Origin of the sequence: Sphingobium amiense, from assembly GCF_003967075.1 — a bacterium.
In the GTDB taxonomy this organism is placed as follows: Bacteria; Pseudomonadota; Alphaproteobacteria; order Sphingomonadales; family Sphingomonadaceae; genus Sphingobium; species Sphingobium amiense.
Map to the genome: position 1 here is coordinate 219158 of NZ_AP018664.1, position 22755 is coordinate 241912.

Genomic DNA, 22755 nt, shown 5'->3' on the forward strand with positions numbered 1-22755 from the left:
CCTAGTAGTCACGTCCAGCTTCCTTCGATGTGAGGAGGTAAATCCGGTCCTGCAGCTCGTCGGCGCTCATGACGCCGTAGCCGATCGGAATGGGGCGGCCGGTCTGCGCGTCCCAGAGGACGACCGCTGGCGTGACCTTGGGCTCGAGCCCCATGCGGCTGCGCTGGTTGGTCTCGACCGTGTAGTTCGGGAAATGCCGCGACGGACCGCCGTCGGTCGAAATCGCACGCACCGCGATATGCCAGGTCGAGGCAACGCTCTGCACGATTGGCGACATGACCTCACAGGCGCCGCAGCTCTGGGCGAAGAAGTAGAAGAGGCCGTAGCGCTCGGAGAGCTGTGCCATTGCCGCGTTCCGTTCCGCGCTGCGCGAATCCTGCCACTGGCGCTTGCCGAGCGTCGAGACCGGGCGCTGAAGCGTGTAGTCGAGCTCGGGATCCTGCCAGATCGCCCGCTGCCAGACGTCGCTGAAGAGCGACGCGCGGTCGAGCTGGGCCCGCTGGAAGCGGATATAGGCCGTAACGTTATTCGGCGTCGGCTCCAGGATCGCCTTGGCCTTCAGTTCGCGCAACGTCGCCGTGATCGCATCAAGTTGGCTGGTCGCGCTGGCCGTAGGCGCAGGCAGGGGTGTATTCTGCTCCGGCGTCTTGGGACGTTCGCAGTAGAACCAGTATCCAAGCCGCCGCTCCTCGCAATAGAAGCTATCCTGGCGCTCGGCCGATTGTGCGCTGGGCGGCGCATCGGTCCGGCTTGCGACGGGCTGGGCGGTCGCCAGAGAAAACTGGCAAACGGAATTGGCAATCGCGCAGGCGGCAAGCAGCCGCCACGCGGCCTTACTGGCGGGCGCGGGCATAGTAGTCCTCGATCTTCTGTTGGATGTCCTGGGTTGCCTGCAGCTCGTCAGGCAGGCGGGCGGCGTCGGTGAACTCGGCATAGACCTCGCTGAAATCCATTTTCGAGAGGTCGAGCCGAGCAAACTCGTCGATGGTGAAGCCCTGGCATTGCTCGGTCTTCGGCTTGCCCCAGGGCTTGTTCAGCTGCTGGCGGCCTTGCTCCTGCAGGATCCGCGAGAGCTTGGATTCAAAGCAGCAATAGACCTTGCGCTTGGTCAGGCACACGCCAAGGAACGAGGACGAGCAATAGGTGCCGACGTAGGCGCACAGACCCTGCGCATCCTTCTGATGCAGCAGCATCTCCTCGCGGCTGCAGCCCAGCGCCACGAGCAGCTGGATGCCCGGGATAAGCGGGAAGCCCTTGCCCTTGCAGCAGTTGAGCACGCCGAAGACCTTGGACGAGCAGCTTTCTCGGGTTCCCTTGAACAGGGTGAGATTGTCCGGATCGAATTCGCGGCGCGCCTGGTTCATCGCGTTCAAGGCGACGGCCGCGTCCTTGAACTCGTTGTTGGCCTCGCGCTGGATGGTCTCGCACGAGCCATCGATGCAGTAGACATCACCGTCGCAGATGAACTGGTTGGTGTTCCCAGGCTGGTCTGGAACCGGGCAATCATAGACCCGCTCCCAGGTTCGGCAGGGCTCGCCAGCGAGACAGTCTTCGCGCACCAGCTTGCAGCCCGGTGTGGCTTCAAGCGTCTGGCAGTCCTGAGCCTCCGTGAATTGTGCGCAGCTGTAACTGCGGCTCCATGCCCAGCAAGGCTGCGTCACGGCGATGCCATCGACGATGCGGGTCACCGGATCGCTGTCGGTGCACGTCTCGGTGTCCTGCTGGCACGAGCTGTCGGCCGCGAGGCCGGCGCATTGGCCTTCGTCGCGCGTGGTCGTGACGACGTTCTCGCCGGTCACCGTATAGGGCGTAGCGCCCTCGACCGGCGACGTGCAACTGACGAGATCAACCCTCAGATCGCCGGAGTTGCAGCCCCAGTAGATTCCGAAATAGGGATCGCACAGGTTGATCGGATAGGACTGCGTGACCGTGCATTGCGGCGCGGGGTAGCGGTTGCAGTTGTAGACCGAAGCCGGGTCGACCCCGCTGCCGCCAACGCAATAGTAGCCGTAGACCTGACGTTGCACGACCCGCGCGGTCAATGTCACGGGGCAGGTCCGGGTTTCTTGGGTTGCCGTGTAACCGACGTTGCAGGTCGCCATGTAGCGTGCCGCGGTCCCGCTGGCCGGCGGCAAGGGCACGCAGCGCCCCTGCGAGCCGCCAATGGCCATCCCGCTCGTGTAGGCGAGCGGGTCATCGCTGATGACATTGCTGCGCGCGATCGTCGCATCGAGATCCTGAGGGGCAAACCGGGCCCGCCGGTCCATCGAGTCCCGCATTGCCTTGTAGCCGGTGTTGGTCGTGGCCTGGCTGGCCGCTTCGCGGCTCATCCGGTCCGGATCGTCGAAATAGCCTGACTGGCTTGGCGTGCCGCCGAAATTGGGGATGCGGCTGGCGTCAGGGTTTGTCGTCGCCGCGCCTTGTGCGGATGCCGCCTTGTCACGCCCGAAAGCCTTGCCGTCTGCCTTGGCGGCATCGGTTGTGGTCTGGGCGTGAAGCGGCCCGGTCAGGGTGAGCAGGAGCGCACAAAGGCCGGCGACAGGGAGGGATAGCCGTTTCATGGAACCTGCCTTTCAAGACGGGCAAGGTGATGGGCTGCGAGCAAAGCGCCAGGGCCGCCGCCGCGCGCGAAGGTCTCAAGCGCGTAGGCTGCGCTGACATTGCCGCTCATCCGGTCGTGAGGCGGAACTTGCGTGCGGCAGTCGAAACCATCGCAGAGGTCAAAGTCGCTGCTGGTCACGACGTAGGCAGGAACCGCCTCAATCCCGAAGGCGCGGAACAGGCGCGGGTCGATGCCGACACCGTCCAGTTGCTCGCCCGGCTTTGCGACTTTCGCCAGCGCGGCCGTTAGGGCCTTGGCGCTGTTGCCAGGCAACCCGCGCAGGGCGACGATACCGCCCGCCTTGGCCACGTCGTCGATCATCGCGCGCAGCGCCGCTGGCGGCATCGAGAGCGAAGCAAAGGCCATGAACCTCGGCGCCTCGCCCATGCCATCACTGGTCATGGTGCCGGCGTCGGCCACCATCCGGTCAAAATCGAAGGTGCTGGCCGGATCAGGCTTCGAACTTGCGGCGGCCTCACGGGTGTAGCGGCGAGCGTGCACCTCGGCCTCTTCGGTGCTTGTCCTGGCCTCCCGCGCTAGAGTTTCGGCCCTTGCGCGAGCGTTGGCGGATAGGGCTTCGGCATCGTTGGCCTCGGCGCTGGCCCGCGCCCGGATGGCCGCCAGATCAAGGTCTGGCTCGGCTGTCTGTGCGGATGCACCAGCCAGAGCGGCAAGGCTCGAAAGCGAAGCGACTACAAGGAGATGAGGAAGGGTTTTCATAGCGCGCAGCAGTTCCGCTTGCGCCAGACCAGGTAGCCCATGTCCTCGCCAATGGCGGGATAGACCTGGCCTGCCGACATGAAGGTGGTGGAGGCACCAATGGGCGCGCAGGCATAGCGGCCCTTGGTCTGCGGATTGGGATTGGTGGCTTGGAAGCGGTACTGCTGCTTGCGCATCACCGGCATCAGGTACTTGCCGCAAAGCCCCTTACTGCCCATCGTCCCCCAAGCGACGAGTTCGCGGTGGAGCTTGTAGGAGAAGCGGGCGAGCGCGAGCCGCGAGGCCTGGACATGGCCAATGGTCGCCGAGACATTGCCGTTGAGCGGATACATCGTGCCCTGACAGCCCGCGCACCAGAACAGTTCATCAGTCGGCAGCTTGGCCGTTGCCGCCATGCAGTCGGCCGCGCAGGCTGCAAGCGCCAAGGGATTGGCGAACAGGACCGCCTCGGGGTTGATGATCGCGGTGAGTTCGCTGTCCTGCCAGAGCGGGTCGATCTCGGTAATGTAGAGAATGTCGATCGAGCCGGACTCGAGGCACAGGAAGTCGGCAACGATCTCCATCCAGTAGATCAGCGGATAGGCATACCAGTGGACATGCCACTGCGAGTTGTACTGAGTGTTGCCGCCGACCGCCGATGGTCCGGCCATCGACTTGAAGCCGATGTCGAAACCCGGATCGAGCTTCATCCCGCCCAGATTGACGAAGCACCACGGCTTCATGCTGACATCGGCAAGCCGGACCGGCTCCCAGAACCCCATGGCAATCCCGGGCCGCAGCCCGCACAGGCACACCGGCAGAGCGGGGTTGTTGGTGTCGGGCCGACTTGACGGCCAGATCTTCAAGCCTCCGATCGAAATCGGGAATAGGCAGGACCAGCAGATGTCCGTGATCGGATTGACGAACTTTCCCGTGCATCGGCCTGGACCGGCCGCAGCCTGGGCAGGCGAGCTGGAGATGACGCTCAGGCTGGTGAGCAGAAGTGCTCCGCAAAGCCATGACAAAAGACGATGTTTCCTGCTCATGATTGCGCCCGCTCTTTGGGAGTGACCGGCTGTTCGGTGATCAGGAGCGCGCGGCCCTGCTGCTCGACCGTTGCGGGCACAGCGCGAATGCCGAAGTGCTTCACCAGCGTGCCGCCCTGATCGAAGTAGAAGCGCCGCTGGCGGGCTTTCATGAGTTCGAGCGGCGCACCCCGCACGAGGATGAGCTTGGCCTTCGTGCTGGCATAGCGACGGGTGGCCCAGGCAAGCTGTGCCGGGTCGTCTCCATCCAGGAAGACGAGCGGAGCCCGGAGCGGCACGGTATCGAGCGGATTGACGCGCGTGCCTGCGGCAATGATGAGCCGGCCCTTATCGTCAGCAATGTCGCGCTCGACGGTGATCGTCGGATCGAAACGCCAGCTGCGTATTGCCGAGGCGAGGGAGATGCCTGCGACAGGCTCAGGCCGGTTGACCCGGGCGATCGTTCGCCGCTTCAGCTCTTCATTGAGACGCGCGGTCTCGCCGGTCTTCTCGAGCTGCGTAAGCCTGGCATGCATCTGCTGGAGTAGGTCCGGCTCGACCACTGGCCAAACCGTGCCGTGCTGGCCGTAGTCGCGAGCCATTGCCTGGGGTGCTATGGCAAGCGCAAGCGCAGTCGCGCAAATGGGCAAGGTGATGAGCCTCACAGGATTGGCCTCCCGACCCCGAGAATGCGCGGCCCACAAATCCAACCGATTGCGGCGTAGCGGCTGTCGAAACCATCCTTGTGTTCGCTGGTGACGAAGTAGCAGCCTTGCGGAACGCGCCCCGTCGGTCCGAGCGCGAGGGGTTCGCCAAGGCGACTCTTGAGCTTGGCCTTAGCGACCGCCTGCCCGTTGACGAAGTAGGTGCGATTTCGCTCGGTGACGATGTCGCCCGGGACACCGCTCACCCGCTTGCCGAACGGCTTTGGCTCCGCCCCGAAATGCTTGACCAACAAAGGCGAGGTGGGTGGGTCGAACAGGATGATGTCCCCGCGATGCACGGGTGCCCCCCGCGTGACCCAGATGGCCCAGTAAGGCAGACTGGGGCTCACATTGATCATAAGCGCATGGCCCTGCGCGAAGGCGGCAAGCGAGGAGAGCGCCAGTGCCCCGGCGCCGAGCCCGCCCCAAAGCACGAGGCGTTGTACGAAATTGGGCGCCGACGCTGAGCGGATCGAGAGATCAGCGGGCTGCATTGGGAAGGGCTCCCATGCGGCGCACGACGTCGGCACGCACAGACCCGGTCAGGTCCGGCGTGCTCCCGGCGACCACGGCTTCGGCAACGAGGACCGTCCGGCCTTCGCGCCCGAGCTTCTGCACAGAGGCTTCCACGGCTTTCAGGTAGGCCTGGACGCGTTGCCTGGTCTCTTCAGGCGGCCGGCCAGCGCGCGCTTCAGCTTCGATGAAGTCGCCCATGATCCGGCTCAGCTGGACCGTGACGACCTCCCGCTTTTCCAGGGTGAGCAGCTTGTCGGTCGCCCAGACACCCCATAGCGTCTGACCAACCATGCCAGCGCCGACCAGGACGGCGGTGAGATTGATCGATGCAAGCCGCCCGCGCAGCCTTGATGTTGCCAGAATGTTCTTCACAGCTTTTCTCCCGAGAGTTCGCGGTCGAGATCACGGATGAAGCGCGGCATGCGCCACACGACGACGAGCGTGGCGAGACCGATCAGAACGAACTTGCACTGATCGACGAATGTGACGCGCCGAGTGAAATCCGCCGCCAGGAAGCGATCACCGAGATTGGCGACATGGGCGAAGAAGGCGTCGGGATTGCCGCCCGATAGAAGGAGGAAGAAGAGCAGCGGCAGGCCCATTGCCATCAGATAGGACGAGCCGAGAAACAGACTACCGCGCAGCACTATGTAGCAGCCATCGGCCATGCGCGAGCGCAAGGTCTGGACTGGCTGGCTGACGGGCTGTTCGTCTTCGGGCGCATCCGTCCGGTCGAACGGGGTGACGAGGTGGAGAGGCATGAGTTTCAGAATCCTTTGGTGAAGAGGTGTCAGCGGTTGGGATGAGCGATGCGCTCGATGGCATCGGCGAGTTGGTGGCCGCGGGCGATCTCGGCATCGATGGCGGCGAAGGTTTGGGGCGAACTCGAGAAGAGCGTTGCCGAATAGTCATCGAGCACGAGCCGCCCGATCGCCTCGGTCTCCGGCCCCTTGATGAACACCTCGGAATAGTCGCTCCCGGAGCGCTTGAGACTGCGGATCAGCGTCTCGGTGCGATCGTCCATATCGAGGCGCTTGCTGGCCTTGAAATCGGCGATCGTCTCCGGCTTCTGCTGGAGGATCAGCATCCAGTCGCTGTTCTCGAGCGCCGCCGTCGCCCCGTCGGACTTGTAATAGTCGTTGAGCGACTGGGTAGCGGTCGCCAACGCGCCGCCATACTTGCGGCAGGTGCGGGCGTAGGTTTCGACGAATTCACCCATCGAACCGCCCTTGAGCATCGACCAGGCTTCATCGATCAGCAGAAGCTTGCGCAGTGACCTCGGGCTTCGCGTCATGGCTTGGCTGGTCATGAACATGATGGCTGAGAGGACGACGCTGCGCAGATCCTCCCGGCTCGCAAGGTCGGACATCTCGAAGACCGTGAAGTCCGCATCGAGGTCGAGGCTTGCCTGGCCTTCGAAGAAGGCGCCGTAAGTTCCGCCCGCCATGTAGGGGGCAAGCGCGGTTGCGATATCAGCGGCAGTGTCATGGCCGAGACTGGCCAGCATCTCGCCGACGGTCGTAACTGTGGCAGCCGCGCCGTGCTGCGCCCAGACGAGGTTGACCGCCCGGTCGATCAATCCGCGCTCAGTATCCGTCAGCTTCGCGCTGTGGCGAGCCATTTGCCCGACGATGGCCTTGATCATCCCGAAGCAGTCGAGACGGTAGTCCTCGTCTTCGGCGGCGCGGGTCGCATCGATCATCGAGAACGGGTTGAGACAGAAGCCCGCTGCAATTGTGAACTCGACAAAGCGGCCGCCCTGCAGCTTGACCGAGTGCTCGAAGCTGCGGCCATCGTCGATCACGACAACCTGTGCGCCGGCGCCGCGCAGCGCGGCGCACATCTCCTGGAGCAGCACCGACTTGCCCGATCCCGACTTGCCGCAGATCGCAACATTGTGGTTGCCGGCCTCGTTCTCGAACGGCGACCAGAAAAAGGGCTGGCCGCGCCGCCCGACGAACAGCAGGTGGGGATGGGCGCTGCCGAGATACTCGCCCTGCATGGGCGCGATATTGGCGGCGGTCGTCGACAACACAGTCTTGAACCGCTTCAGCCGCTCCATGTCGGTGCCGAGCCCGTCAGCCAGGGTGAGCGGCATCGCGGCGAGCAATCCCTGGATCTGGAGGTAGCGCTCGTCGGTAAGGTCCCAGCCCGCCGCCTTGTAGATCGATTTGATCGCGCGTTCGTGGCGATCTCCCTGACCCAGCGGTGAATAGGTCGTGACACCGTAGAAGACCCGCACGAGACGGCGGCCTTCCTGGAGCTCGGCCTGAACATGCTGCCACTCGGCGGCCTGTTCGCCGATCCGAGGCAGGAACCGCGCGCTGCGGGTTCCGGCGAGGCTGGTCGTCCGCATGAACTTGAATCCGGCCTTCGCCGATGCAGCCTCCTGATCCGGATAGACGAGACACAGCATGGTGGCGGCCGGGCAGGGGAAGCGCAGCTTGTCGGTGAACAGGTCGCCGATCAGCCGCGCGCATTCCCACGGGGCCCAGCGCGATGGCATGTTGCGTACAGCAAAATGCCGGACATCGAAGGCATCGGGATAGACGGTCCCGATCTCGGGCACGCCGTCATTGACCTTGCCAGTGGGACGGAAACGCTCGGTCACGAGCCGCATGCGATCTTCAGCCACCACCAGTTCGATGTCGTGGCGGATCGCCTGGGAGGCGATTGGATCATTCGGGTTGTAGGGCACCGCATCGTCCTGCGGGGCGGTGGTGGGCGAAGTCAGATCATCGATGACAGCGATGAGCGCTTCCGGCCCGACTTCGACCACGCCGAGATTGAGCGACTTGAGCATCGCCACCAGGCCATCGCGGGTCTGCTTGAGATCCTCATTGCTGACCGATTTGGACGTCGGCACCCCGACCGAGACGATGACCTGGTGATGCCGAGCATGGAAGGGCGCGTCCGGCGAACCGGACTCCCAGACGAGCGAATAGAGCCGCCGCGCCCGGTGCCGGGCAATTGCCTCGTACACGCCGCCCTGAATGTACCGTGGGGCGAACCACGGGGCGATGATCCTGCTGATGCGCGGGCTTGCTAGGTGGAGCACCTGCAGGCAGGCGCCTGCTGGCAGTCCTTCCGAGAAGAACTGTCCCAGGATTTCCCCGGTGCGCTCGTCGGCTCCGATCAGCGGCGTAACCGAAAGGACAAAGCCCTTCGAGCGTGCGTTGAAGTAAAGGCGTGTTGCCGGATCGTAGACCCGGTAGGGGAGCCAGTCGGAGAGCATGTCGACCATGAGCTGCGGGCGGGCTTTGTCAGCGTGCTCGGCATCACCCAGCAATCCACTGAGCAGCCGATCGACGACGGTCTTGAGTTGTTCGGCCATCACTTGGGCTCCTTCGGCTGGGAGGTGCTGACGATCGGCTGTTCGCCGGTTCTGACTGCCGGGCGGATTGCAGCTTTCGCGGCTTCAATCGCCGCTGCGCTGGGGAACAGCGGAGCGCTCTGCCCCGCCTCAGGCCGAGGGGCTCGATCACGCGGGGGAGGCGACGTGTCGAACCCCTCGACCGCCGGTGCCTTGGCACCGGCAACGGCCTCGCGCGCCGTGGAGGGGAGGACCAGCGGCGAGGCATCTGAAGTTTCGTTGAAGGGACTGGGGGCATCGGCGCCCGAGATGCCGCCAGCCTGACCCGCGTCGTCGCGTGCAGACGAGAAGGGCGACGCCTCATCAGGTACGTTCGGGTCTCCTTCCGCACCGTCCGGTGCTGGGGCTCTCTGGGCGGCTTTCAGCTGCCGACGAACCTGGCGCATCAGGGATCCGCCCTGGTCCTCACCCGCCTTGCGGCGCAGCTCGGTGGCCCAGCGCGGATTTTCGACGACGGTCCAGGCGACCGCTTCATCGTGCAGCGTTCCAGCTTCATCGACATGTGCGGGGAAGACGACGCGCAAGGTGCGTTCCGCTGTGCGGCTGGTGTCGGCATCCACGACGCCTGACCTCTGCCGCGCGTCAGCATGGAGCAGCGTGCCGTTCGACAGATTGTCCGTCGCCTTGGCATCGATGACGTGAGCCGGTGCGCAGTCGCCCTTCGGCGCGCGGCAGGTGAAATCGCCCTCGACGTTGGTGCCGAACGTGGCGCAGCCACTGGCAAGACCGGCCAGACAGGCGCAGGCAAGGAGACGTGTCGGAAAACGCATGGGTCTATCCTTTGGGAGCAGGAGTGGGGGCCAGGGAGGGGCCAGCGCGCAGGAAGTCGCGGAGCACAGCGGCAGGCCGGAAGCCTTCGAGAACGGCGCCATCGGCGGGGCGCACGATCACAGGGGTGCCGCCAAAACCGTGGGCCCGCGCGAAGGCCTCGTTGGCATCGAGACCGCTTGTGTCGCAGGGTTTGGGATTGGCGAGCGCCAGACCCGAATAGGCCATATGCAGCGCCAGCTCAGGCCGCGGCGAGCACAGCACCCGTTCGGCATCGCGCCGGCTCTCCGCCCCGAAGATCGAGATCGGCCGCTCTTCAACCCGCGCCCCGATCGCCTTCAATTCGGCCTCGAGCTTCTTGCAATAGCCGCAGTGGAAGTCTGAAAAGACGACGACACGTGGACCATCGGCCGGTCCCCAGGTGATGGCGCCTTTGGCGGGAAGCTTGCCGAGCGGGACATGTCGCGGTGCCGCGTTTCGATCTGAAGCTGCGGCTGCGCTCGGGCCGCCTTCCGCTTGCGTCTCGGGATTGCTGCGCCGCGCTGCCCCCGCTGCCAACAAGTCCGGATTGAGGGCAAGCAAGCGGGCAGCCGTCAGGTCCTGACGGGCTTCCATGTCGTAGACCCGGCCGATCACCAGATACTTTGCTGCCCGATCGACGTAAAAGAGCGTCGATTTGGACGCGACCTCGCACAGGCCGCCCAGGCCCTTGCAGTTGATCGCGTCGATCGGCGTCTTGGGCAGGCGCAGCTTGAGCGCCTCTCGAACCTTCGCCGTGTCCGGAGCAGCAGCAGGGGCAGCAAGGCTTGCCACACCCCATCCCGTCGCGGCCGACACGGCGATGATCGCCGCCAGTCCAGCGCTGGCACGCAACCAACGGCGCCGACGATTGTCCTGCTCAAGGAGAGTATTTTCGATCATTGGGAGTTCCTCACGTAGACGCCGTCGAGGAACACGATCTCGACATCGATGCCGGTCGGCATCTCGACGACGGGTTGGTACTGTTCGGCGCGCTCGATCAGGTATTTGCTGACCGTGTCGGCCGCATCGGCGGCACCCTGGCCAAGCCCGCCACCGAGAATGTCGCCGGCCGAGAGCTTGGAGCGACTGCCGTTGGGGTTGGTCGTGACGCCGGAAAAGACACTGTTGGCATTGGCCGAGAAGCCGCGCCCGAAGCCGCCGACGATCCCGGCCAGCAGGGCCTGGCTGACGAGGCTGCCTTCGCGGCTGACGACGCGGCCGCGGACCCCGGACTTGCCAGCGAAGCTGATGAAGCCTTTGACCTCGCTCACTGCGACCCTGCCGCCAGGCTGATCGCAGGTCATGCGGGCGAGCTTCACGTAGACCTTCTCGCTGCTGAGATCCCCGCGTGCCGCGCCGTTGACGACGCAGCCCTGAATCCGGGTGGTCAGAACCTTTCCGTTCTGCATGACCGAACGAGCAGGGCCGGTAATCCGAAGCACCACAGGCAGCGGATCGGTCTGGCTGGCGACGCCTGCCGAGGCGTCGACGCCGACGATTACGCGTGCCGGAGCGTAGGAGTTGGGCGGCAGATAATCGGGCGAATCCTCGACGACGACCGGTGGCGCATCGGGCCGGCCCACACGGAGGCCATTGGTCGCTGCCTTGTCGGAGCTGAAGCTCATCAGCTTCACCTCGCCAGGCGACGAGATCATGCCGCCCTGCGGATCACCCCCTGTAGGCGCAGCTCCTGACTGGGACGAACGGGCTCGCGCGTCGTAGCCGCCTGCCTGCGGCCCATAAGCCGGTGGCAGAACAGCCGATGCCGGTGATGCAGGCTGCGCGGCAAGCCGGGTCTTAAGCTCGGCGTTCTCTGCCGAGATGGCATCGATCGCGGCCTGTCCATCGACACGCATGGCCTGGTTCTCGGCTTTGAGAGCCGCCAGCTGCGCCTCGATCTCCGTCCGCGGGACGCTCCCATCCTTCAGCGCCTTCTGCTCGCGGGTGACCGCATCGAGCCTGTTGCCGTAGGTCGCGACGAACTCGCGCTGGGACAGGTCGCGGTTGACCAGGCCTGCCGTGTCGATCGTCTGCGCCGCATTGGGATCGCCGGTCTTGGCCTTGTCGTCGCCGCCAAGGATGAACCAGCTTCCGCCGATGAGGGCGAGTGCTCCCAGCGACCCCAGCAGCAGCTTCTGACGGCGCGCGGTGCGGGCGTTGAGCCCGGAAAGTTCGGACGATGCCGCGCTCTCGGCCTGCAAAGGGGCAGTGCTTGGCGTATGGGTTGCATCAGTCATTGCCGGTCTCCCCGCTTGCGCCGACAACAAAGGCGGTTGTGCTGGCCCCGGGTTCGAGCTTTGGCTCGGCGATCGAGACGGCGAGCGTGTCGCGCGGTGCGAGATCGCGTTCGGCGAGCGTCACGGGTTTCGTTCCGCGATTGTGGATGCGGACGACCTTCCCAGTGAGGCTGGCGCCGCGATAATCAGCGATGAGCTGGACTTCGAGATCGCCGACCCGTGCGGGTATGGCAGTCGATTGGCGGACCTCGAAACCGTCGACCGTCCGGTCATTGGCCATCGCCTGGATGAGCCTGACGGCGCTGGTCTCGATCGGGGTCTGGCTTTCCCAATCCGCCGCCCGGTTCTTCGCGATGGCGGGGTTGGTGATGAAGACCTGGGTCGCCGGAATTTGCTCAACCCGACACGCGACCTTGTAGACGAAGCCCTTCTTGGTGGTGGTGAAGAAGCTGATCGACCGCGCCGCGTAAGTTTCCGGCACCGACACATAGATGTCGCCGCGCACCGGCTCGTTGGTCACTGCAAAGTCGTTGAAGGGTGTGCCGGTCGAGATCTTCGAGACGCTGGCGAACTGGTCGTCGACCAATGCGAAGCGGGTCAGCTCTCGCGCTGAAACGCTGCACTCAATTCCGGCACCGTCAGCCGTTTGCTTGAACTGGTCGGCGGCATGAGCGGGGGATGCTGCGGTGAGCAGAGCGGCCGCGCTCAGAAATAGACCCCGTGTATGGGTCCCTTTTCGGTAAGCCATCACTGGGCCTCCTTCGATTTGTCCTGTGGGGGGAGCTGGGCGAACCCGGAGAGCGCGAGGCGCAGGCCGCGGTAAGTCCAGCTGAAGCGGAAGCGGCGCTCGTCGCTGGCAATCACCTGCGCGCCGACGAAGGTCTTGAGCGTGCCGGTCACATCCGATGTCAGACCCTTGGGATCGACCGTCATCGACCGGATCACGAATGCCTGGGTGACATCCGAGCCCCGCTGCTCTTCGACGATCCGGACGAGTTCGGCCTTGAGGCGGCCATAGCTTCCGGGATCTGCCAGCTTTAGGATCTCGTTCATCCAGTAATCGAGGCCCTCGGGGCTGCGATTGAGGAGAACAAGGGCGGCATCGCGGGTGACGAGCTCGAGATAGTCGGCCTCGACCCCGGCACTGCTCACCGTGAGCTGTTTGGGAACGGTCGGAACCAGCACCACTTCGCGGTCACGGGTAGCGGCAAGGCTACCGGCGATGACCAGTGCGAGGCCTAGGCCAGCGCTAGTGAGCGCAAAGAGGTTGCGCTGGCGCAGCAGCGATTGCTGGCGTTCGTGAGATATGTCGGAATACATGGAAGTGCCCCTCAACCGGCGAGTAGTCGGCAGTGGGAAGGCGGCGTTGCCTTGAGGCCCAGAAATCCTGCAGGCAGATACCAGTATGCGGCGTGGGCTACCCAGGAGCTGGCGCGTCCTGCTTTTGCCTTTCGCAAAGCGAACCAGGCGCCGAAGGCGACTATGATGCCGATAAAGATATGCTGGGTGAGGATCCCCCAGGTGAAGGGGGCCAACATTCCCGCGAACTCGTCGATGGTCCAGAAGCCGATAAGCTCCGGGTCATCGAGCCGCCGAGGAATGATGTATGGGTCTGCCATGGCGACGCCGCCTTCCCTTGCCGCGCTCAGATGACCGCGGTCACGACCGAGGTGACGATCGGAACACCCGTGCCGACACCGATGCCGACACCCACCGGAACGGCGACCTGGCCGAGCGAAAAACGCCCGGATGCCAGACCGATCAGGCCGCCAGCGAGGCTGAGAACCGTGATGATCTTGCCGCCCGAGCCTTCCAGAAAGTCCGTGAACTTCGTGAGGGCAGGGGTGAAGGTCGTGTCAGCGCCGGCATAGGCGGCGCTCGCCGTAAGCGCCGCGATTGCGACCGGGATGGCAAAGTTGAGGGTCTTGCCGAGACCCTTGACGCTGGCGCGCCGGGGGAGGGTGAGAGACTGCATGTGAAGCTCCGGTTGGAGGGGTGGTCACAGCGTTCTTGCGTTCGCTGTGCGTTCCACATGCATCTAGGAATTGGTTGTAGGAAAGTGTTCAGCGGCAATGCCGCGTGGACGTGGAAGGATGCGGACGCATCTTATCCAGTCCAGCGCTTGAAATCGACGATAACGACGTAAAATCAGTCTTTTGGTGTCGGTAAATGCCGTCACGGCAGCCGGGATTTGGCGACGAATCGGATAGAGGAACTGATTCGCCTCTAAACGAGATGTTCCGCGTATGTTCTTTTCATTTTCCTACATGGGATGCTTCGCGTTATGTCTGCGAGTCGCACCAGTCCAGAACCTAGGAGACAAGCATGTACCATCCAACCGCTGCCGCCAGACCGGCCAATGAAAGCCTGGCCCGCGTCCTTGCCCATGCGATCGAAGCCGCTGACAAACCTCGCCACCGGATTGCCAATGAATGCGGCATGCATCGCGAGACCCTGCTTCGCCTTGCGCGCGGCGAGCGGCCTATCGGGCTCGACGAAGCAGCACGTGTGCTCTCCGCCTGTGGAGCCCATCCCCGCGCATCCATGATCCTCGCACTCGCCGGGCAGGAAGATCTCGCCTGCGAGTGGATGCATGGCGAGATGGGCGAATTTCTCGAAGAGTTTCTCACGAGCCTTCCAGTCCATCTGCAGCGGACCCTCGGGCGACGGATTGAGGATGTGCGGCCCCGCTGGGCCAACGGCACCTCACAGCTGGTGGCGCGAATGCTTGCCAAGCACATCGATGATTTTGTGGGGCGCGACATCGCGATGTCGCTGTCGCGGTAAATCCCAAAGTTCGGAGGGGACCGAACCCAAGTGAATGAGATCAGCAATGCCGCTTTCTAATCAGGACATATCGAATACCCCTCAGCTCGCCGCAGCTTTGCCCGTCCGTTTTCTCCGCCTACCGGAAGTCATCGCGCGGGTCGGGCTACGCCGCTCCGCAATATATCAGCGTATGAGCGAGGGGCGGTTCCCACGGTCGCGATCGCTAGGGCCCAAATGTGTCGTGTGGGTCGAAGCGGAAATCGACGACTGGATGCGCGAGATCGTATCAAGCTGAATGTTCCAGCCTATTTCAGGTGGGGAGCGCGGGTTTGCCAAACGAGCCGTGGAGATCGTTGCAGGCGAGCTCGATGCGTCGCCGGCAAAGCTGTCGGATCAAGCACTCACGATCACGGAGATCATCCGCCAGGACGATAGCAGAGCCGAGCCCGATCCCGGTCATGCGAGCGCCAGCAGACTGGTGAGCGCTAACACCACATTGGCCGGCTCAACCTATCCAACGCCATGCTGAGGTGGGATCACCCTCGACCTCGAATGTAGCCATGTGTCTTGCTGCCGATCTTCCAGCTGTCTGCTTAACAACGGCGATTAGAGAGCTCCGTGGTACACGACCCGGATTACGACCAAAGCGAGCTGGTCAACTTCTCTAAGATGAACAGCCGCCTCCGAAGCACTCTGCCGATCAGGCTGTGTCAAAGCGCAGTATCAATCCTCCCAATTTGGGTCTTTGCTTACCGCTCAGCTCGAATCCGAAGCCACCCCAGCGCGGAAGGACGGCGGGGCATCATGTCAGTCGTTCGTCGAGCGCAGGTCACACAGCTGAATGGTGACGGCTAGCGTGGCATCGAATGGTCCAACACGGTTAGACAGGGTCGGGGTTTGCCCCTCAGACCTTAGTTTGCCAACTTTCCCCATCCCAAACAGACAATGGTCAAGCTAGGTTCGTTGTCTCGAACTTGCCTGAACTCGTGGTTCTCGCAAGATCAGAGTGCAAAACGCAAGAAACCCATTCAACTGATCGGGCCAGATCATGAAATTGTCTGCCGAGTTCGTAACCGAAACCGCAACCGCCGTTCGAAATTCGCGCTCGGTCCCGCTTCCCGGCGGACATGGGGCGTGGTTTCCGGATGTCCGCAGGCGATATCCGCAATTGGCCAGCGCACCAGAGCTTGAGGCGCGGTGTTACGTGGTCCTAGCCCTGTTGGGCGATGGAGAAGGCGAACAACGTTGGAACCCGAAAGAATGGTGGCCGCATGCGCTGATCTGGTTCGATCTTTATTGCCCGGAGCTTGGCCGCCGCCTTGCAAAACAACGATGGGTCTATCTGCTGGCAGCCTTGCTGCAGATCACCAAAAGCTGGTTGTCAAAGCAGCCTGACTGCGAGGACCTTATCACCACTGCCTGCTATTTCCATGACCGTGCCGAGGAACGGCTGCATCAGATAACACGAGGAAAGCAACTGCAAAGCAGCCTTTCTACGCTATTGCCCGCGCCGCCCGGCTTTGCCGTTGATCAGCCTGATGCGCGATGGCGCAGGGCTGGCGACGAACTGGTCGGGCCGCAGGCCGAAACGGCTGAAATGCTGCATTTCCTGCATGTCCTGCACAGCCAGTTGGGCGTAGCGCAGCATCCGCCAGACGAGCGGTATGCCACCAGAACGCCGTTTTACCAGCAAGTGCAGCAAATTCTGCAGCAGGGCACTGGATTGCCCGATGACCTGCGCGCCACGGCACAGCGCATGGCCCAAGCCCTGTCGGCAACAGTGCTGCTGGCAAAGGACCCGGCGCATGCCCGCCCTATCGCACCTTTGGCGAAAGCCCTGCCTGATTGCTTTCAAATCGCCCACCACCTGACGCGGTGCCCGCCGCGCACGCTGATCGAAGCGCAGTTGGCCCATGCACCGCTTGCCCGCGACAGACTGATGCTCGCCTATGACCTCGGCATGGCGGTGGCCGATCTCGCCATGGACATCTTTCTTTCGGGCACAACCAAAAGTCCGGCGTTCCGTCCCGGCGCGTACGATTACCTGCACAGCCTCGTTCGCTATGGCCCGAAAATGGCAGGCGAGCCGGCAAAGCGTGGGGCGCTGCGCTCTGCCATGCCCGAAGTGCCGGACAGGCCCTCAATAACGGGCATGCCAATGACGCGCGCCTTTGCCGAAAGGATGCGCGTCGGACTGCTGGCCGAACCTGCTCGGGCACGTTTATCGGCCGACCTCGGACAGGAAATCACTGCCACTCCATGGGGTGCCGGTCGCGCAATCGCAGCCCCCGAAGCCAGAGGTTCGCTATGACCACCACGCCTTCCACCGCCCGCCTAGACAAGTGGCTGATATGTTCGGACCCTGCGTTCCAATCGATTTCCGGCTTCTGGCGCACCGAAACTGGCACACCCTCGCTGCTGGATTGGCGGCTGACCAGTCAGATGATCGAACCGGTCCCGCGCGAGCAGCTCGCAACCCGGCTCGAAGGGTTGGCTCAAGAGGGCAGCGCATGGAACCTGCTGGTCGTTGTCGACATGGCCGACATTGCCTTGCTGCAACACTTGCAGCACGTCGCCCCACACATGAACGTGCGGCTGGTGGAATGGGGCGAAACACCCCTTGCTGCCATTCTGGGCATGAATGCGCCGGACCAGGCTGTGCTGGCGGCCTTGCAGGCCATCTCAGGCGATGCAGGCAGCGTGGATTTGGCAAACCGACCCGCGGATCTTGCCGGCTATGTTGATGCTCTGAATGCATGGGAAAACGCATGCAGGGCTAATGATGCCGATGCCTTTGCCCTCAGCCTGCCCGCCTTTGCCGATGCCCCTATCCCCTGGCACACCTTGCTAGCGGCAGCAGCGCAGACGACTCCACAAACTACAGCCGCCAACGATAACTGGGTGGAACTCGTGCGCCTTGCCGCCGCAACCAGCGGGGATGATGTGCAAGCTGTCAGCCTTGAAGACCCACGCAACACACCCGCGCAGTGGACGCTCACCTTGGCGCCCATTGATGGCGGCCCTGCCACGCTTGCCGTGTTCAGAGTCAACGAAGCTGCCATTCCGGCCTTCCGCGGCTGCACCATCCGCTTGCGCGTGCTTGGCGATGTGATCAGCCTGGGCGAGGTAGACGAAGACGGCCAGGCTGAAATCATCCTGCCATCGCCAATTGCGATTCAGGGCCTTGCAATCTCATGGGATGAAGGGAAGTAAATGTCCTCCGTGACCCATCAGCCTTATTGCGCATCACTCTTGCTGGCCGGGCCTGCGGGTGGCGAGGTGTGCAAGGTTCTTGGCCTGCGCGTGGCGTTTGATCCCCCGGTCCTTGAACGGGAGTTGGTCAAGGTGGATCGGGCACCGGTCAACAATGTGCACAACGGCGAATTGGGCTTGTCGGCCAAGCGCGCGAGCACTGTCGCGCTGCAATTGCTGTTCCGGGAAAGCAACCACAACCATCCCGTGCAGCGGCTGTGGATCGAGATTGACCCGCCAAGCCTGCTAGTCACCGGTCGCAGCGCCGAATTGCTTTTCGGACTGGTCGCTTACCTGCATCTGGGCGCACCTAACCTGCCCAAAGGCGTGCCCGACAGCGATTTCATGGCCACCGGATTGCTCGATTCTGATGGCAATGTCGGTTCGGTCGAGGCGGTGGCGGTCAAGGTCCGCGCCGCCCTGGCCTCTGGTCCCAAAGTCGGCACACGCCTGTTCTACCCGCGCGCCGACGAAGCGCAGATCGGCGATGACCTGCGCGCCGAATGCCGCAGCAACGGCCTGATCCTATGCCCGGTTGACCGGATCGATGAAGCGCTCGATGTCTTGGGCGTTCCGATCCTTGGCTCATGGCCCAGCAGCCTCTCTCCGTTCCGCGCCTTGGAAGCCTTCGATACCCGCTTCAGCCGCGTGTTCTTTGGGCGGCAGCGCGAAGTCGAAGCGCTGACATCGCTGCTTGAGGCCCGCGCTGCCGCCGGTCGGTCAGGCGCGCTGATCATCGGCGCATCGGGGGCGGGGAAAAGCAGCTTCTGCCTTGCCGGCGTGCTTCCAGCGCTGATCAAGCGCAAGCCCGGCCTGCAATATGCCGTCTGGCGTCCGCGCGATGCCGCCTCGGGGCTGGGTGACGAACCGGCTGATGAACAGCGGCTGGCGCAAAGCATCCTCTCGCAATGGCAGGTCCGCGATGAAAAGCAGCGGGGCATGGCGCTGGCGGTTGCTCCCGAAGGCGCACCCTCGCTTCAAGACCTTCCGGCATGCCTGGCCACAGAAGCAGGCCAATGCAGCGTTCTCGTCATCGATCAGTTCGAAGAACTGTTCACGCTGAACTTCACGCCGCAGGCCCGCATCGGCTTGGCCCACCTGCTGCAAGCGCTGCAGGCGCGCGGCATCTGGGTGATCGGAACGTTACGCAGCGAATTCTACGCCAGCTATCTGGAGCTGGCCGATGAAGAAGGCCAGGTCGTCCTCACCCCGCTGTTCGAAGGTGATGGCCAGTACAACCTGCCGCGTATGAGCCGCGACGCCTTCTCGCAAGTCATCACCCGACCCGCCGAACTTGCAGGCCTGCAATTCGAACAGCGCGCCAACGGGGTGTCGCTCGCACAAACCCTGCTAGCCGATGCGATGGCCACCGACGATGCCCTGCCACTACTCGGCTTTGCCTTGCAGAAGCTCTACGACGCGCGAGAGTTGCCGGAAGCCGGCGATTTGGCAGACGCCACCTTCCCCCGCACGCTAGGCTTTGCCGCCTATGAAAAGCTGGGCGGCTTGGCGGGTGCAATCGGCACTGTAGCGGCAGATGCCTACTCAGCGCTCGATTCAAAGGCGCAAGCCGAACTACCCGGTCTTCTCGATGCTCTGGCTGTCCCCTCAGCTGATGGCACCCGCGAAACCGCTCGGCCAGCGCCGATCGACCAATGGCCACTGGGCACCCCCGGCCGTCGCCTAATCGACGCCCTCACCGCGATCTGCGTGCTGGTCTCCGAACAAGGAACCACACCCGATGCCCCCGCCGTGGTCCGAGTTGCCCACGAGGCTCTGTTCAGCCACTGGGAACAAGCGGCGAAATTACTCAACGACTCCCGCCAAAACCGCCTGCTGATCGAGGAATTCCGGCAAAAGGCAAAAGTCTGGGACGACGAAGATCACCCGCGTGATCGCCTGCTCACCAGCCCTCGCGATATCGTCAATGCGAACGCGATAAGGGCCCTAGTGCCAGTCGTGGCGAGGAATGCCGCACTGACGGCATTCCTCGATGCCTCTGCCTCACGGGTCAGACGACAGCGCAATGTGAGATACTTCTCCGCCGCCACAATTGCGGTGGTTCTTGCCGGGTCGACGGTTTGGGCGCTGGTCGAACGTGACCGGGCAGCAGTCAGTCAGCGGTTTGCGGAGGCAAAGGCAACCGAGGCGAAGGAAGAAGCCCTTGCAGCAATCTCCGCCAGGAATTCCGCGCGCGACCAAACCAAGATTGCCAATCAGGCAAGAATGCTGGCTCAGGCTGCAGCTGTTTCCGAGGCCAAGCAACGCGCCGAAGCCCTACGGCAGCGAGACTTGGCGCTGACCGCGACGCGCCTCGCGACCCGGCAACAACAGCGCGCCGAGGCGCAAACGGCAGAGGCACGCAGGCAACGGTCCCGGGCAGTCGCCCAGTTGGCCGGCCAGGCGGTTGAACAAGGGGACGCCATGAGTGGTCTTCTACTGGCCCGTTCCCAACTCGATCCGGTCGACGAAGCCAGCTGGACCGGTGCAGCCGAGACCGCTCTCTTGCAGGCCTATCTTGGCAACCGGGAAAGAATGGCCCTTCGGCTGGGCGACGACAATCGTGTCAGCCAGATCAAGGCACTCAGCCCAGATGGACGTCGAGCCGTCGTCGCTCATGAAGACGGGACGACCCTGATCTGGACTTTCGATGCCGCGACACCAAGCTCGATCGCGTTGCCGCAGCTCGGCATGGGAAGTCATTACGCACAATTCAGTAATGACAGCCAAAAGTTGGTTACTGCTAACGTTAAGAATGGTACTGTAATCTGGGAATTGAAGACGGACCAGCCATTAGCAATCCCACTGCAGGGAACAGGTGACAAAGCTGCAATTGCTAGCTTCAGCCGCGATGGCCAACATGTAATCACAACAGCGATCGACTGGACAGCTCTTATATCTACCGTCAATGGCAAGTTGAAGTTAACGATAGGGTCCGAGGCAGGGCCGGTCGCTATTCAACGGGCCGCACTCAGCTCTGACGGGAGATTTGCGATCTCACTGTCGCATCCAAATATAGCTCACCTCTGGAAGCTGGATGCTGACCCCCCAGTCCCGGTTCCGCTCCCGGGGCATTATTCGGCTTTAGATGCATTCGCCTTCAGCCCGGACGGTCGTCAGCTTGTCACGGCTTCAGACGACAACACGCTCCGCATCTGGAACCTCGATACCGATCCTCTCAATTCAATCGTTTTAACCGGACATACTCACAGGGTTTCCAGCATTGCGTTCAGCCCGGACGGGTCGCGGATTGCGACGGGTTCTAGCGATGGAACCGCGCGTATCTGGAATGCGAGAGGCAACATGTCTGCCGTCGCCGTACTTGAAGGGCATTCACGTTTTGTCACTCACGTCACTTTCAGCCCCGACGGCGAAAGGGTCTTAACAGGGTCCGGTGACGGCACAGCGCGGATTTGGACACTGGGCAAAGAGACACCGTCGTCCATCGTGCTCGCTGGGCATCAAGCTTCGGTCGAGGCGGCAGAGTTTTCCCAGGATGGCCGCTACGTCACGACTGTCGCCTTCGACGGGACGGTCCGTCGCTGGGATTCGACACCCGACAATTCGAATGTCATTGTCCTCGCCGGGCATATGCAGGGATTGACCAGCGCTGCTTTCAGTCCGGATGGACGCAGCGTTGTTACGACTTCCGACGACAAAACAGCGCGGGTTTGGCCGCTCATCGGCGGTGGACGTATATCGATGCCACTTGTCGGTCATACCCAAACAGTAGCTAAGGCTCAGTTCAGTCCAGACAGCCGCCGCGTCATTACGGCGTCATATGACGGTACTGCCCGCATTTGGGACATGGCCAGCGATACGCCCGCTGCCGTGACGTTGTCTGGCCATTTCGGCCCACTGATAAATGCAGAATTCGGTCCGAGTGACCGTCAGATTTTGACCGCATCCAGCGATGGAGACGTCCGCATCTGGACTGCCGCGCGCGATAGGTTGCAGTTTGCATCGGTCAAAGGCCCTGAGCGGTATCTGCGCAGCGCCAGACTTAGCCAGGATGGCAGAAGACTTGTTACTGCTTTCGGGGAAAACGTCGCCCGGGTCTGGTCCCTCGATAATGACCATCCATCATCAATCCTTCTCACTGGACACGCACTTAGCGTCAACGAGGCGAGGTTCAGTCCCGATGGACGGTTTGTGGCAACTGCCTCCGAGGATGGAACGGCGCGGATCTGGCGGATCGATGGTGGCAGCGTCGACTATGTTCCGCTTGCAGGTCATGACATTGTCGAGGATGTCATTTTCAGCCCCGATGGTCTGCATGTTGTCACCCTCTATATCGATGGCACTGCGCGAATGTGGGACCTTACCCTTTGGCCGCTCAGGTCAGTATTGCTGAGTGGCCACAGCACAAGGATTCACTCGGCTGAATTCAGTCCTGATGGCAAGAGGCTCGTCACGGCATCTGCCGACGGAACTGCCCGCATCTGGAAAGTCGATCATGACCTTGCGACCGCCGCCATTCTCGCAGGCCACAGGGGCGCTGTAGTTTCCGCCTCGTTCAGCCCCGATGGGCGGCGGGTCGTAACCGCTTCTTCGGACGGGACGGCACGTGTCTGGGACGTCCCGGACACGCGTGAATTACTACCCCTTGTCGATGCCGTGATTACACGCTGCCTGACCTTGCAGCAGCGCGAACTGGCGGGTCTGGACCCGTCTGACGAGCAACGGACCAGCGGTCCTGCTACAGGCTCCTGCGTTGACCGTTCGACCGTGCCTCAGACACGACAGCATTGATGAACAGGTCCGGTCCAGTTTGCCAGGTATCCGTCTA

At 63.0% G+C, this 22755-nt stretch carries 22 protein-coding genes; 6 read left to right on the top strand and 16 right to left on the bottom strand.

Annotated features, from left to right (window positions below; translation table 11 throughout):
• Position 1: 1 nt before the first annotated feature.
• From SAMIE_RS01065 to SAMIE_RS01140, 16 genes are read right to left on the bottom strand one after another with little or no spacing between them, the layout of a single operon-like run.
• The gene (locus SAMIE_RS01065) at positions 2 to 853 is read right to left on the bottom strand and encodes a conjugal transfer protein TraF (protein WP_066701533.1); all 852 of its coding nucleotides are present in this window, start codon (positions 851 to 853) and stop codon (positions 2 to 4) included.
• Positions 834 to 2561, bottom strand: coding sequence for a conjugal transfer protein TraN (locus SAMIE_RS01070; RefSeq protein ID WP_066701531.1), 1728 nt, complete (start codon positions 2559 to 2561; stop codon positions 834 to 836). The genes SAMIE_RS01065 and SAMIE_RS01070 overlap by 20 nt, the downstream gene beginning before the upstream one ends.
• The gene (gene trbC, locus SAMIE_RS01075; protein WP_066701529.1) at positions 2558 to 3322 is read right to left on the bottom strand and encodes a type-F conjugative transfer system pilin assembly protein TrbC; all 765 of its coding nucleotides are present in this window, start codon (positions 3320 to 3322) and stop codon (positions 2558 to 2560) included. The genes SAMIE_RS01070 and trbC overlap by 4 nt, the downstream gene beginning before the upstream one ends.
• Complete coding sequence (traU, locus tag SAMIE_RS01080) at positions 3319 to 4347, bottom strand: conjugal transfer pilus assembly protein TraU (protein ID WP_066701528.1); 1029 nt, start codon at positions 4345 to 4347, stop codon at positions 3319 to 3321. Before traU ends, trbC begins: the two co-directional genes overlap by 4 nt.
• Positions 4344 to 4991 (bottom strand): type-F conjugative transfer system protein TraW, encoded by a 648-nt coding sequence (gene traW, locus SAMIE_RS01085; protein WP_083952551.1) that lies wholly within the window; start codon positions 4989 to 4991, stop codon positions 4344 to 4346. Before traW ends, traU begins: the two co-directional genes overlap by 4 nt.
• Positions 4988 to 5524: a S26 family signal peptidase gene (locus tag SAMIE_RS01090; protein WP_066701522.1), complete on the bottom strand. Its 537-nt coding sequence runs from the start codon at positions 5522 to 5524 to the stop codon at positions 4988 to 4990. Before SAMIE_RS01090 ends, traW begins: the two co-directional genes overlap by 4 nt.
• Complete coding sequence (locus SAMIE_RS01095) at positions 5511 to 5918, bottom strand: type-F conjugative transfer system protein TrbI (protein ID WP_066701520.1); 408 nt, start codon at positions 5916 to 5918, stop codon at positions 5511 to 5513. Before SAMIE_RS01095 ends, SAMIE_RS01090 begins: the two co-directional genes overlap by 14 nt.
• Positions 5915 to 6307 carry a hypothetical protein gene (locus SAMIE_RS01100; RefSeq protein ID WP_066701518.1) on the bottom strand — a complete coding sequence of 131 codons (393 nt, stop codon included), beginning with the start codon at positions 6305 to 6307 and terminating at the stop codon, positions 5915 to 5917. The genes SAMIE_RS01095 and SAMIE_RS01100 overlap by 4 nt, the downstream gene beginning before the upstream one ends.
• A 29-nt stretch (positions 6308 to 6336) precedes the next feature.
• The gene (gene traC / locus SAMIE_RS01105) at positions 6337 to 8880 is read right to left on the bottom strand and encodes a type IV secretion system protein TraC (RefSeq protein ID WP_066701516.1); all 2544 of its coding nucleotides are present in this window, start codon (positions 8878 to 8880) and stop codon (positions 6337 to 6339) included.
• Positions 8880 to 9689, bottom strand: coding sequence for a conjugal transfer protein TraV (locus SAMIE_RS01110; RefSeq protein ID WP_066701515.1), 810 nt, complete (start codon positions 9687 to 9689; stop codon positions 8880 to 8882). Before SAMIE_RS01110 ends, traC begins: the two co-directional genes overlap by 1 nt.
• Before the next feature lie 4 nt (positions 9690 to 9693).
• On the bottom strand, positions 9694 to 10608 hold the full coding sequence (locus SAMIE_RS01115; RefSeq protein ID WP_066554244.1) for a DsbC family protein: 915 nt from the start codon (positions 10606 to 10608) through the stop codon (positions 9694 to 9696).
• On the bottom strand, positions 10605 to 11945 hold the full coding sequence (locus SAMIE_RS01120; protein WP_066701514.1) for a TrbI/VirB10 family protein: 1341 nt from the start codon (positions 11943 to 11945) through the stop codon (positions 10605 to 10607). The genes SAMIE_RS01115 and SAMIE_RS01120 overlap by 4 nt, the downstream gene beginning before the upstream one ends.
• Positions 11938 to 12693: a type-F conjugative transfer system secretin TraK gene (locus SAMIE_RS01125; protein ID WP_066701513.1), complete on the bottom strand. Its 756-nt coding sequence runs from the start codon at positions 12691 to 12693 to the stop codon at positions 11938 to 11940. Before SAMIE_RS01125 ends, SAMIE_RS01120 begins: the two co-directional genes overlap by 8 nt.
• Positions 12693 to 13265 (bottom strand): type IV conjugative transfer system protein TraE, encoded by a 573-nt coding sequence (locus SAMIE_RS01130; RefSeq protein WP_030089676.1) that lies wholly within the window; start codon positions 13263 to 13265, stop codon positions 12693 to 12695. Before SAMIE_RS01130 ends, SAMIE_RS01125 begins: the two co-directional genes overlap by 1 nt.
• 11 nt (positions 13266 to 13276) lie before the next feature.
• Complete coding sequence (gene traL, locus SAMIE_RS01135; protein WP_020819170.1) at positions 13277 to 13564, bottom strand: type IV conjugative transfer system protein TraL; 288 nt, start codon at positions 13562 to 13564, stop codon at positions 13277 to 13279.
• A 26-nt stretch (positions 13565 to 13590) separates the two neighbouring features.
• Positions 13591 to 13920: a hypothetical protein gene (locus SAMIE_RS01140; RefSeq protein ID WP_066701511.1), complete on the bottom strand. Its 330-nt coding sequence runs from the start codon at positions 13918 to 13920 to the stop codon at positions 13591 to 13593.
• A gap of 350 nt (positions 13921 to 14270) precedes the next feature.
• On the opposite strand from SAMIE_RS01140, the gene SAMIE_RS01145 reads away from it, so the two are divergent.
• From SAMIE_RS01145 to SAMIE_RS01170, 6 genes are all read left to right on the top strand, one after another.
• Positions 14271 to 14732 carry a hypothetical protein gene (locus SAMIE_RS01145; RefSeq protein ID WP_066701509.1) on the top strand — a complete coding sequence of 154 codons (462 nt, stop codon included), beginning with the start codon at positions 14271 to 14273 and terminating at the stop codon, positions 14730 to 14732.
• A gap of 46 nt (positions 14733 to 14778) precedes the next feature.
• Positions 14779 to 15009, top strand: coding sequence for an AlpA family transcriptional regulator (locus SAMIE_RS01150; RefSeq protein WP_083952550.1), 231 nt, complete (start codon positions 14779 to 14781; stop codon positions 15007 to 15009).
• Positions 15010 to 15243, top strand: a complete 234-nt coding sequence (locus tag SAMIE_RS01155; protein ID WP_083952549.1) for a hypothetical protein — start codon at positions 15010 to 15012, stop codon at positions 15241 to 15243.
• Positions 15244 to 15762: 519 nt separating this feature from the next.
• Positions 15763 to 17025, top strand: coding sequence for a hypothetical protein (locus tag SAMIE_RS01160; RefSeq protein WP_126516699.1), 1263 nt, complete (start codon positions 15763 to 15765; stop codon positions 17023 to 17025).
• Positions 17022 to 17927 carry a hypothetical protein gene (locus tag SAMIE_RS01165; RefSeq protein WP_066701505.1) on the top strand — a complete coding sequence of 302 codons (906 nt, stop codon included), beginning with the start codon at positions 17022 to 17024 and terminating at the stop codon, positions 17925 to 17927. Before SAMIE_RS01160 ends, SAMIE_RS01165 begins: the two co-directional genes overlap by 4 nt.
• A 9-nt stretch (positions 17928 to 17936) precedes the next feature.
• Entirely contained in the window at positions 17937 to 22718 is a 4782-nt protein-coding gene (locus SAMIE_RS01170) for an nSTAND1 domain-containing NTPase (protein WP_232037336.1), read from the top strand.
• Positions 22719 to 22755 lie beyond the last annotated feature (37 nt).

Bases quoted from the DNA above. Each gene is read 5' to 3' on its own strand.
- traL (WP_020819170.1), bottom strand. From the start codon at position 13,564: ATGGCAGACCCATACATCATTCCTCGGCGGCTCGATGACCCGGAGCTT.
- SAMIE_RS01125 (WP_066701513.1), bottom strand. From the start codon at position 12,693: ATGGCTTACCGAAAAGGGACCCATACACGGGGTCTATTTCTGAGCGCG.
- SAMIE_RS01165 (WP_066701505.1), top strand. From the start codon at position 17,022: ATGACCACCACGCCTTCCACCGCCCGCCTAGACAAGTGGCTGATATGT.
- SAMIE_RS01130 (WP_030089676.1), bottom strand. From the start codon at position 13,265: ATGTATTCCGACATATCTCACGAACGCCAGCAATCGCTGCTGCGCCAG.
- SAMIE_RS01155 (WP_083952549.1), top strand. From the start codon at position 15,010: ATGTTCCAGCCTATTTCAGGTGGGGAGCGCGGGTTTGCCAAACGAGCC.
- SAMIE_RS01140 (WP_066701511.1), bottom strand. From the start codon at position 13,920: ATGCAGTCTCTCACCCTCCCCCGGCGCGCCAGCGTCAAGGGTCTCGGC.
- SAMIE_RS01120 (WP_066701514.1), bottom strand. From the start codon at position 11,945: ATGACTGATGCAACCCATACGCCAAGCACTGCCCCTTTGCAGGCCGAG.
- SAMIE_RS01065 (WP_066701533.1), bottom strand. From the start codon at position 853: ATGCCCGCGCCCGCCAGTAAGGCCGCGTGGCGGCTGCTTGCCGCCTGC.
- SAMIE_RS01100 (WP_066701518.1), bottom strand. From the start codon at position 6,307: ATGCCTCTCCACCTCGTCACCCCGTTCGACCGGACGGATGCGCCCGAA.
- SAMIE_RS01115 (WP_066554244.1), bottom strand. From the start codon at position 10,608: ATGATCGAAAATACTCTCCTTGAGCAGGACAATCGTCGGCGCCGTTGG.
- SAMIE_RS01160 (WP_126516699.1), top strand. From the start codon at position 15,763: ATGAAATTGTCTGCCGAGTTCGTAACCGAAACCGCAACCGCCGTTCGA.
- traU (WP_066701528.1), bottom strand. From the start codon at position 4,347: ATGAGCAGGAAACATCGTCTTTTGTCATGGCTTTGCGGAGCACTTCTG.
- SAMIE_RS01070 (WP_066701531.1), bottom strand. From the start codon at position 2,561: ATGAAACGGCTATCCCTCCCTGTCGCCGGCCTTTGTGCGCTCCTGCTC.
- SAMIE_RS01110 (WP_066701515.1), bottom strand. From the start codon at position 9,689: ATGCGTTTTCCGACACGTCTCCTTGCCTGCGCCTGTCTGGCCGGTCTT.
- traC (WP_066701516.1), bottom strand. From the start codon at position 8,880: ATGGCCGAACAACTCAAGACCGTCGTCGATCGGCTGCTCAGTGGATTG.
- SAMIE_RS01145 (WP_066701509.1), top strand. From the start codon at position 14,271: ATGTACCATCCAACCGCTGCCGCCAGACCGGCCAATGAAAGCCTGGCC.
- SAMIE_RS01150 (WP_083952550.1), top strand. From the start codon at position 14,779: ATGCCGCTTTCTAATCAGGACATATCGAATACCCCTCAGCTCGCCGCA.
- SAMIE_RS01090 (WP_066701522.1), bottom strand. From the start codon at position 5,524: ATGCAGCCCGCTGATCTCTCGATCCGCTCAGCGTCGGCGCCCAATTTC.
- trbC (WP_066701529.1), bottom strand. From the start codon at position 3,322: ATGAAAACCCTTCCTCATCTCCTTGTAGTCGCTTCGCTTTCGAGCCTT.